Source organism: Streptomyces sp. NPDC048506 (assembly GCF_040651315.1).
Lineage (GTDB): Bacteria > Actinomycetota > Actinomycetes > Streptomycetales > Streptomycetaceae > Streptomyces.
The window spans coordinates 38187-49885 of sequence record NZ_JBEZIX010000037.1; the positions used below are offsets into that span (position 1 = coordinate 38187).

Sequence of the window (11699 nt, forward strand, 5' to 3'; positions counted from 1 at the left end):
CGATGTGCGGCATCGCCGGCTTCTACCGAAGCCCCCTGCCCCCGCAGGACCACCGGAGCCTGATGGACGGCATGCTCGCACAGATCGAGCACCGCGGCCCGGACGAGGCGGGCTGTTACCTCGACGACCGGCTCGCCATGGGCACGGTGCGGCTGCGGATCATCGACCTTCAGACGGGCTCACAGCCGATGGGCAGCGCCGACGGCCGCTACTGGCTCTGCTACAACGGCGAGTTGTACAACTACCGCGAACTGCGGCGCGAACTGTCCTCCCACGGCGTCACCTTCAGCACCGCCTCGGACACCGAGGTGGTACTGAACGCCTGGGCCACCTGGGGCCGCGACTGCCTGCCGCGCTTCAACGGCGCCTTCGCGTTCGCCCTCTACGACAGCACCACCGGCGAACTGCACCTGGCCCGCGACCGCTACGGCAAGCGCCCGCTGTTCGTGGCCCGCCACCAGGGCGCCGTGCTGTTCGCCTCCGAGATGAAGGCGTTCCTCGCCTACCCCGGCTTCCGGTTCGCCTTCGACGCAGCACAGCTGTCCTCCGTCTTCGCCACCTGGACCCCGCTGCCCGGGCAGACCGTCTACCAGGGGATCGAGCAGATCCCCATGGGCGCGTACCTGACGATCCGGGGCGACCAGACCAGCCGCGGCCGCTGGGCCACGCTCGGGCCGGACCTGGTCGGTGGCCCGGCGCCGGGGACCGAGCAGGAGGCCGTGGAACTCGTCCGCGCGGACCTCGAAGCCGCGGTCGACGTCCGGCTGCGCAGCGACGTGGAGGTCGGGGTCTACGCCTCCGGCGGCCTGGACTCGTCCATCGTCGCGCACCTCGCCGCGCAGCGCACCGGCCGGCAGCTGCGGACCTTCTCCCTCGCGTTCGAGGACGCCGAGTTCGACGAGTCGGCCGAACAGGACGACCTGGTCAGGCACCTCGGCACACGCCACTCCACGGTGCGGGTGAGCGACGCCGACGTCGTCGAGAACTTCCCCGAAGCGGTCCGGCACGCCGAGCTGCCCGCCTTCCGCACCGCCTTCGTGCCCATGTACCTGCTGGCCCGGCAGGTGCGCGCGGAAGGCGTCAAGGTCGTCCTCAGCGGCGAGGGCGCGGACGAGGCGTTCCTGGGCTACGGCATCTTCAAGGACGTGCTGCTGCTCTCGGCCTGGCACGAGCTGGACGACGACACCCGCCTGCGCCGCATGGGTCAGCTCTACCCCTATCTGCGCCACTTCGGCGACGAGGACGGCCACCGCCGGATGCTCGGGCTCTACCGGCAGTTCGTCGAGGAGGACCTGCCCGGCCTGTTCTCCCACCAGATGCGCTTCCAGAACGGCCGGTTCGCCGCCCGCCTGCTGAAGGACGCGGGCGACCCGTTCGCGGCCGTCAAGGAACTCGTGGCGCGGGAGCCGGGCTACGCGGCGCTCTCCCCGGTGCAGAGGGCCCAGTGGCTGGAGTTCCGCACCCTGCTCGGCGGCTACCTCCTCTCCACCCAGGGCGAGCGCATGGCGCTGGCCCACGGCGTGGAGAACCGTTGCCCCTTCCTCGACCCCGCCGTGGTGCGCCGGGCCGCCTCCGTCAACCTGCGCTTCGGCGACCCCTTCGACGAGAAGTACCTCCTCAAGCGCGCCTACGCCGACGTGCTGCCGGAACGCATCGTCAAGAAGGGGAAGTTCCCCTACCGCGCCCCGGACAGCGCCGCGTTCGTCCGCTCCCGCCCGGACTACCGCGAGCTGCTGACCGACGCCGGCACCCTCGACCAGATCGGCGTCCTCGACCCGCGCTTCGTCCGCCGCCTGACCGACCGCGTCTTCGACAGCCCCCCCGACCGGATCGGCACCAAGGAGAACCAGGCGTTCGTCTTCCTGGCCTCCACGATCTGGCTGCACCACTGGTACGTGCGCGGGCACGCCCGCCGCCGGGCTCCGCTCGGAGTCCCCCTGAACGTCGTCGACCGGCGCAGCGGCGCCCGGTCGGCCCAGGACGGAGAACGTGGATGAAGAAGGAGATCGCCGGCCCCGCCGACGACCAGGACATCGCCGTCATCGGCCTGTCCCTGCGGCTGCCCGCCTCCCGCACCCCGGAGGAGTTCTGGGACCATCTGGCCGCGGGACGCTCGCTCATCAGCGAGGTGCCCGAGCGCCGCTGGCGCAGGGAGGACCACTTCGGCCACCCGCGCCGCGAGTTCAACAAGACCAACAGCGTCTGGGGCGGCTTCGTCGACGACGTCGACTGCTTCGACGCGGACTTCTTCCAGATCTCCCCCCGCGAGGCGCGGTCCATGGACCCCCAGCAGCGGATGGCCCTGGAGCTGAGCTGGCACGCGTTGGAGGACGCCGGCTACCGGGCCGACCACCTCGCGGGTTCACGCACCGGCGTCTTCATGGGTGTGTGCCACTGGGACTACGCGGAGCTCATCGAGCAGCAGGTCGCGGAGATCGACGCCTACTACCCCACCGGTGCCGCCTACGCGATCATCGCCAACCGGGTCTCCCACCACCTCGACCTCCGCGGCCCCAGCGTCGTCAACGACACCGCCTGTGCCAGCTCGCTGGTCGCCGTGCACCAGGCCGTGCAGGCCCTGAAGTCCGGCGAGTGCGACCTGGCGCTCGCCGGCGGGGTCAACCTGACCTGGTCGCCCCGCCACTTCATCGCCTTCGCCAAGGCGGGCATGCTCTCGCCCGACGGGCTGTGCCGGGCCTTCGACGCGGACGCCAACGGCTATGTGCGCGGCGAGGGCGGCGGCATCGTCCTGCTCAAGCGGGCATCCGACGCCCGCAGCGACGGCGACGCCGTGCACGCGGTGATCAAGGGCATCGGCACCAACCACGGCGGACGCACCAGCTCACTGACCGTCACCAACCCTGCCGCGCAGGCCCAGTTGATCGCCGACGTCTACCGCCGGTCGGGGATCGCCCCCGAGACCGTCAGCTACGTCGAGACCCACGGCCCCGGCACGCCCGTCGGCGATCCGATCGAGATCAGCGGTCTCAAGCAGGCCTTCGCCGCACTGGGCGAGGACCGTGCCGGGGACGCGCCGGCCGCCCCGGCACACCGCTGCGGCGTCGGATCGGTGAAGACCAACATCGGCCACCTGGAGGGGGCCGCCGGCATCGCGGGCATGCTCAAGGTCATCCTCGCCATGCGGCACCGCAAGCTGCCCACAACCGTCAACTTCCGCACCCTCAACCCGCTCATCACGCTGGACGGCAGCCCCCTGTACGTCGTGGACCGCCTCACCGACTGGCACCCCGAGGAGCCGGTGCCGCTGCGGGCCGGCGTCAGCTCCTTCGGGTTCGGCGGCACCAACGCCCATGTGCTGCTGGAAGCCCCGGAGCCGGTCGAGGCTGCCGAGGACGGCGCCGCACAGTGGCTTCCGGTGTCCGCCAAGGACGAGGACCGGCTGCGCGAGACCTGCGCCGGGCTCGCGCGCTGGGCCCGTGACCGCATCCGGCAGAACGCCCCACCGTCCCTCTCGGACGTCGCACGCACACTGCGCGAGGGCCGGGTGCCGATGCGCGAGCGGGTGGTGTTCCACGCGAGCGACGTCGAGGAGTGGGCGGCCCAACTGGAGGGCGTCGCCGACGGGGAGGAACCGCCCGCGAGCTGCCCGCGCGGCCGGGCGGGCACGGACGTGCCCGACGGGCTGGACGCGGACGACATGGCGGCACTGGCCGCACGCTGGCTGGAGACCGGCCGCCTGGACAAGTTCGCGGCCGCCTGGGCCCAGGGCCTGCCGCTGGACTGGGCACAGTGGCCGGAGCAGGGCCGACGGGTGCACGTTCCCGGCACCGCCTTCGCACGGACACACCACTGGTTCGAACCCACCGTCGGGCCCGAGCCGAGGACGGACACCACCGCCCCACGGCCGCTCGGCGAGGGCGAACTCGTCGACGGCGGCTGGTCGTTCCCGCTGCACTTCGATGCGGCACAGGGCTTCGTGCGCGACCACCTCGTGGCCGGCACCCGGATCGTCCCGGGCGTGGTGGCATTGGAACTCGTCGTGGCGGCCGCCGGACAACAGGCCGTCGCGGGCACCCGGGCGGGGCTCGCCCCCCGCATCCGCAATGCGGTGTGGACCCGGCCACTCGCCGTCGGCGACACGGCGCTGACCGCACGGCTGCGGCTCACCCCCGCCGGTGCCGGCTACGACTACACCGTCACCGACGAGCACGGCCGGACCTGCGCCGGCGGCCGGGTCGAGTACGGCGAGGCCGGGGCGGAGACGACCGATCCCGCGGTACTGCGCGCACGCTTCCCGCAGTCCGTCGACGTCGCGGAGGGCTACGCCGCGCTGCGGGCCAGCGGCATCGAGCACGGCCACGCGCTGCGCGGCCTGCACGCCCTGCACCGCGGACCGGACGGCGTGCTGGCCGAGCTGAGGCTGCCCGCCGGCACACCGGACGGCATGGCGTTGCAGCCCGCCGTCCTCGACAGCGCGCTCTTCGCGGCCCTGGCCCTCGGCCCGGCCGACGGCGGCTGGCGCAACCCGTCCGCGCCGGCGGTGCCGTTCGCACTCGACGACCTCACCGTGCACGCGCCGACGACCCGGACGATGTGGGCGTGGCTGCGTCCCGCCGGCGGCGGGGCAGGCGCCACCCGGGCCGATATCGACCTGTTCGACGAGCACGGCCGGTTGTGCGTGCGACTCACCGGTTACACCGCACGGGAGCTGCCCGCCGCCCGGCCCGCGACGGACCCGGCCCCCGAGGGGGAGCTCCTGGAAGTCACCGGCGCGTGGACGCCGTCCCCGGCTCCACAGGCCGGACCGGACCGCCCGGTGACGGTGTTGAACGCCGCACTCGACCATGACCTGGTCGCGGCGAGCGCCGCGCGGCTGGGGATGGACGTGCAGCACCTGGCGGTCCCGGCGGACGCCGACGACGCGTCGGCGATGAAGGCGGCCTTCGCCGCCTGCTACCCGCACGTCCGGCGACTGCTCGGCCAGGAGCGGCGGGTGCTCGTGATCGCACCCGGAGCACCGGAGTCGCCGGTCTACGCACCCCTGGCGGCCCTGCTGAAGACCGCGCACCAGGAGAACCCCTCCTTCACGGGCCGCCTGGTGCTTCTCGACGACCACGACCCCCGCGACACCGCCCGGTTCGAACGCATCGTCCGCGCGGAGGCGGCCACCGACGACGACACCGAGGTCGCCTACGACCGTGACGACCGTCGCCTGCGCCACGGCACCGTCGAACTCGACCGGGCCGCGACGGGCGGAAGCCTGCTGCGCGACGGCGGCGTCTACTGGATCACCGGCGGTGCCGGCGGCATCGGCCGGCTCCTGGCCGAGCACCTGTGCCGGCACCGGCGCGCGACGGTCGTCGTCAGCGGCCGGTCGGCGCACAGTCCGGCCGTCGAAACGCTGCGGGCCGGCCTGTCCCAGGGCGCGGTGGAGTACCGCCGGACCGATGTCACGGACGCGGACAGCGTGCGGGAGACGGTGGCGGCCATCCGCGCGGAACACGGGCGGCTCGACGGCGTGTTCCACGCGGCCGGTGTCCTCGACGACGGCTACCTCGCGAACAAGCCGCTCACCGGCACCGCCGCCGTGCTCGCGCCGAAGGTGGACGGTGCCGTGCACATCGACGCAGCGACCCGCGAGCACGGGCTGGACTTCCTTCTGCTGTTCGGCTCGGTGGCCGGTGCGTTCGGCAACGCCGCACAGGCCGACTACGCCGCCGCCAACGCCTTCCTCGACGCGTTCGCGGCCGGGCGGCAGGCAGCTGGCCAGGTGACCCGCTCGGTCGACTGGCCGCTGTGGGCCGACGGCGGCATGCGCGTCGACCACGCCAGCCTGGCCTATCTGCGCAAGCGCACCGGCACCGTGCCGCTGCCCAGCGAGGTCGGCCTGGACGCACTGGAGCGCGCACTGCACGCCGACGCACCCGTGCGACGCGTGGTCCTCTACGGCGAGCGGGCCGCCCTGCGCGTCTACGCGGGCCTGGACCGTGCCGCGGAGCGCGCACCGCACCGCGGCGCCGGGGCGCCGCCCGCCGCGGACGACGGCGAACTCCTCCAGCACGCCCAGGACTTCCTGCGGAAGCTGTTCGCCGAGGTGACGCTCCAGGACGAGCAGCAGATCCTGGCAGACGAGAAGCTGGAGACCTACGGCATCGACTCGATCTCCATCGTCGACCTGACCAGCAGGCTGGAGGACACCTTCGGCTCGCTGCCCAAGACGCTCTTCTTCGAGCACGTCGACCTGCGGGGCGTGGCCGGCTATCTCGTCGCCGAGCACCGCGACCGGCTCGCCGGGCTCTTCGCCCCCGAAGACCTGATACCGGGGGACGCGACGCCCGAGGAGGACGCTCCCCAGGCCGTGATCCCCGAGGAGGACGCTCCCCAGGCCGTGAACCCCGAGGCGACGGCCGTCGAGGAGCCTGCGACCGCCGCGGCCCTGCCGGCACCCGCCGCCGCGGCGCCTTCCGCCGCATCGTGGGCCGACCCGCGGCGGCACGACATCGCGGTCATCGGCATGGCCGGGCGGTACCCGGGCGCCGACACGCTGGAGGAGTTCTGGGAACTGCTCAGCGAGGGCCGGCACAGCTTCGAACCGGTCCCCGCGGCGCGCTGGCGGCACAGCGACATCTACTTCGACGAGCGTGACGTCCAAGGCAAGACGGTCGTCAGGACCGGCACGTTCCTGCGGGACGTCGAGGCGTTCGACCCGCGCTACTTCAGCATCTCGCAGCGCGACGCCGAGCTGCTGTCCCCGGAGGTCCGCCTCTTCCTCCAGGCGGGCGTGGCGGCACTGGAGGACGCCGGCTACTCGCGGGAGACGCTGCGGCGCCGCTACGACGGCGACATCGGCGTGCTCGTCGGCTCGATGAACAACAGCTACGGGCTCTACGGCTTCCAGAACACGCTGATGCGCGGCGCCGCGACCAGTGGCAGCGAGATCGGCGTGATGGCCAACATGCTGTCCTACCACTACGGCTTCACCGGGCCGTCGGTGTTCCTCGACACCATGTGCTCGTCCTCGTCGGCGTGTGTGCACCAGGCGGTGCGCATGCTGCGCAGCGGCGAGTGCCGGATGGCCGTCGTCGGCGGCATCAACCTGATGCTCCACCCGTTCGACCTGATCGCCACCTCGCAGGCGCACTTCACCTCCAAGACCGCGGAGGTGGTGCGCAGTTACGGACTCGGCGCCGACGGGACGATCCTGGGCGAAGGCGTCGGCACCCTCGTGCTCAAGCCGCTCGCCGAGGCGGTCGCGGACGGCGACCACGTCTACGGCGTGATCAAGGGCAGCGGTATGACCAACGCCGGGGTCCGCAACGGCTTCACCGTACCGAGCCCACAACAGCAGGCACGTGCCATCGAGAAGGCGCTCGACGACGCCGACGTGGACGCGCGCACCATCAGCTACCTGGAGGGGCACGGCTCCGCCACCTCCCTCGGCGACCCGATCGAGATCAAGGGCGCAGCCCTGGCGTTCGCCCGCGACACCCAGGACGTGCAGTTCTGCGCGCTCGGCTCGGTCAAGTCCAACGTGGCGCACCTGCTGTCCGGATCGGGCCTGGCGGGCCTGACCAAGGTGCTGTTGCAGCTCAGGCACCGCACGCTGGCACCCTCCCTGCACGCGGAGACGCTCAGCTCGGCGATCGACTTCGCCACCACGCCGTTCGTCGTGCAGCGCCACCGCGACACCTGGCAGCGCCCCACGATCGGCGGCGTGCAGGTACCGCGCCGGGCGGGCGTCACCTCCATCGGTGCCGGCGGCATCAATGTGCACCTCGTCGTCGAGGAGTACGACGGGCAGGTCGTCGCCGCACCCGACAGCGGCCGTCCGCAGCTGCTGGTGTTCTCCGCCATGACGCCGCAGGCCCTGCGCACCGTGCTGCGCGACGTGCACGACCATGTGCGGCAGGGCGAACCGGGCCTGGATGCGCTCGCGTACACCCTTCAGACCGGCAAGAACGAGCTGCCGTGCCGGCTGGCGTTCGTCGCGGAGGACTCCGCCGACGCACGAACCCGGCTGGCGCGGCTGTCCGCGGTGGACTGGGCCGCGCCGGAGCCCGAGGTTCCCGACGGCGTGCACTTCACCGTGAGCACGCTCAGGCGACGGCGCACCGTCGACGCGGCGACCGTGGAACGGGCCCTCGGCGGGGCGGACCTGGCCGGGCTGGCGCAGCACTGGGCGGCCGGCGCGAGCGTGGACTGGGACCGGCTGTGGCCGGCGGGACACCGCCCGGCCAAGCTGGCGCTGCCCGCCTACCCCTTCGAGAAGGTGCGCTGCTGGTACCCCGAGGACGACGACGCGCCCAGCGTGCTGCGGCCGCTGGCCTTCACCCGGCGGGCGCACCCGTGGGTCGGCGTCAACGGTTCCGACCTGCACGGGGTCCGCTACAGCCTCCGGCTGCGCGGGGACGAACTGCTCGACTACGTCTACACCGTCGGCCGCACGCGTCACTACGCCACCGTGGCGCTGCTGGACGCCGCGCTGGCGTTCGCCCGGCTCGCCGGGCTGGGGGGGCCGCTGCGGCTGCGGAACGCCCACTGGGCAGCGCTGCCGTCGCCCACGGACGTACCCGATACGCTCGTCTGGCGGCTGGGCACGTCCGGATCCGGCGCCCACCGCGTGGAGCTGCGGCACGAGGCCGACGACACCGTGCGGTTCGCCGTCGATGTCGAGCCGGCCGGGGCCGCCGCCGGCACCGCCGCCGGAACCGTCCCGGTGCCGCAGCCGGGCGGACCCTCGACGCTCGACGGCGACGCCTTCTACGCCGGGCTCGCCGCATCGGGCCTCGACCCCCGGCCGTACGCACGCAGCGTCGAGGGCGTCACCGAGCTCGGCCCGCACCGGCTGCTGGTCCGGGTGGCCGCGCCGAGCATGTGCCAGGACCCCCACAAGCGGCAGGTCCACATCCCGGCGTGGGTGCTGGCCGGGCTGCTCCAGGGCGTCCAGCACGCGCTGGGCCGCCCGGCGGCGACCGTGGCGCGGGTCGGGTCGGTGCAGGGCGAACAGCTGGTTCACACCCGGGCGATCGTGCTGGACCGCACGTCCGACGACGTCTTCCACGCGACGTTCGTCGACCGGGACGGGCGGGTGCTGGGCCGGGTCGAGGACGCCGAGTTCACCGACGGCACGCTCCCGCCGGCCCTGCACATCGAGGCCGGGCGGGCGCTGCCGGCCCTGCCCGGGACACCGCACCCGGCACTGCGGCGTCCGGCGGGTCCGCAGGAGCAACAGCCGGTGGCCACACAGCTGGTGCCCACACAGCCGGTGGCCACAGAGCCGGTGGCCACAGAGCCGGTGCCCGGGCCGGCCACGGCCGGGCCGTCGGTCGTGCCCGCGGTGACCGCCGGCGTGCCGGCGGGACTCCTCCAGTCGCTGCGCGAGACCGTCGCCGACCTGCTCAAGTTCGACCTGGCCGACATCGACGCCGACACCCACTTCCACGCGTACGGCTTCGAGTCCATCGCACTCGCCAAGCTGGCCGCGGAACTCAATGCCACCCTCGGCACCGACGTCACCCCGGCGCTCTTCTTCGAGTGCCCCGACATCCGCAGCCTGGCCGAGCACCTGAGGGACCGCTACGGCGCCGAACTGAGGCTCCCGGCCGACCCCGAGGAGGCGGAGCCGGTCCCGGCCGGGGCGGAACCCGTGCCCGCTTCGGCACCCGTGCCGCCGGCCGCGCCGGCGCCCGCACCGCTGCCCGCGTCGGCGCCGGCGCCCGTGCCCGTGCCCGTGCCCGTGCCGGACGACGGTGCCGTGGCGATCGTCGGCGCGGCCGGGCGCTTTCCCGGCGCGGACGACCTGGACACCTTCTGGCAGCGGCTGCGCGCCGGCGACGACCTGGTCGGCGACTACCCCGGCAACCGGTTCGACGCGCGCTACGCAGGCGTGCTGGCCCGGGCGGACTTCCCGAAGTTCGCCGGCCGCATCGAAGGCGTCGACCGCTTCGACGCGGACTTCTTCCACCTTTCCCGGCTGGAAGCCGAACTGATGGACCCGCAACACCGGTTGGCGCTGGAGACCGTGTGGGCGGCGCTGGACAACGGCGGCTACGCCCCGGCGCGGCTCCCGGAGAACACCGGGGTCTACTTCGGCGTCTCCGGCAGCGACTACCACCATCTGCTCAACGCCAGCGGCGTGGCGCCCGACGGCTTCACCGCCACCGGCAACGCGCACTCGATGCTCGCCAACCGGATCTCCTTCGTCCTGGACGTGCACGGCCCGAGCGAACCGGTCGACACCGCCTGCTCCAGCTCGCTGGTCGCGCTGCACCGCGCGGTGGAGAGCATCCGGTCCGGCCGCTGCGACATGGCCGTCGCGGGCGGGGTCAACCTCCTGCTGAGCGTCGACACGTTCGCCGCGGCGCACATGGCGGGGATGCTCAGTCCGGACGGCCGCTGCAAGTCCTTCTCGGCCGACGCGGACGGCTACGTCCGCTCCGAGGGCGTCGCCGCGGTGCTGCTCAAGCCGCTCGCACAGGCGCAGCGCGACGGCGACGCCGTCTGGGGAGTCGTCCGGGGCAGCGCCGAGAACCACGGCGGCCGCGCCGGCTCCCTGACCGCCCCCAACGGCAAGGCGCAGGCCGCGCTCATCCAGGACGCCATGCGCGGCATCGACCCGGACAGCATCGGCTACGTCGAGGCGCACGGTACGGGCACCGCTCTCGGCGACCCGGTCGAGGTCAACGCCCTCGACAGCGCCTACCGCGCGCTGCGGGCCGCCCGGAGCGGGCCGGCGCCGGGACACCGGCCGTGCGCACTCGGCTCGGTGAAGACGAACATCGGCCACGCGGAGGCGGCCGCGGGCCTGGCCGGGGTGCTGAAGGTGCTGCTCGCGATGCGCCACGGCGAGCTGCCGCCGACCCTGCACTGCGACCGGCTCAACCCCCATCTGCCGCTCGCCGCCGGCGACTTCGAGGTGGTGCGTGAGCTGCGCCGCTGGGAGCCGCGCACCGACGGCACCGGGCGGGCCCGGCCGCTGCGGGCCGGGGTGAGCAGCTTCGGCTTCGGCGGTGCCAACGCCCATGTCGTCCTCGAGGCCGCGCCCGCGCCGGCACCCCGGACCGGCCCGACCCGCACGGCGGCGCCCCAGGCCATCGTGCTCTCGGCCCGCGACGACGACCGGTTGCGCGCCTCGGCCGGACGCCTGCGCGACGCCCTCGCCGAGGCGCGCCGCGAGGGACGCACCCCGGACCCGGCGGACCTGGCGTTCACCCTCCAGGTGGGCCGTCAGGCCATGGAACGACGCCTGGGCTTCGTCGCCGGAAGCGTCGACGACGTGCTCGGCGTACTGGACCGCTACCTCGCCGGGGGCCCGCCCGCCGGCTGGCACACGGGTGGCACCGGGCGCGCACGTGGCGCCGGGGTGCGACGCCGGGTGGAGCAGGACCCCGAGGTGACCCTGGCCCTGCGCGACGGGCGGCTCGACACCGTCGTGGCCCTGTGGTGCGAAGGCGCACCGGTCGACTGGCAGGCGATGCGACCCGCCGGGGAACGGCGCACCGTGCGGCTGCCCGGCTACCCCTTCGCCCGCGAGCGCTACTGGGTGCCCGAGAGCGAGCGGACCCCCGCCCCGCCGCCCGCGCTTGAGCCCGTCTTCGAGGCCGGTGCCCGCGCGGCACTGCTCGACGCGGTCCTCGACGGCCGCGCCGACGCGAGCGCCCTGAGCGGGAACTGACGCTTTCCCCTGACTCCTTGGACCAGGTGGCCCGGCCGCCCGGCGACGTGGAACGGAAGTGAAC

Annotated in this window: 2 protein-coding genes; both read left to right on the top strand. The window is 73.7% G+C overall.

All coding sequences use genetic code 11. From position 1 onward, the window contains the following. Positions 1-2 precede the first annotated feature (2 nt). Complete coding sequence (asnB, locus tag AB0C96_RS27595; RefSeq protein ID WP_362920881.1) at positions 3-1997, top strand: asparagine synthase (glutamine-hydrolyzing); 1995 nt, start codon at positions 3-5, stop codon at positions 1995-1997. Further along, positions 1994-11635, top strand: coding sequence for an SDR family NAD(P)-dependent oxidoreductase (locus AB0C96_RS27600; protein ID WP_362920882.1), 9642 nt, complete (start codon positions 1994-1996; stop codon positions 11633-11635). The genes asnB and AB0C96_RS27600 overlap by 4 nt, the downstream gene beginning before the upstream one ends. Positions 11636-11699: the final 64 nt, after the last annotated feature.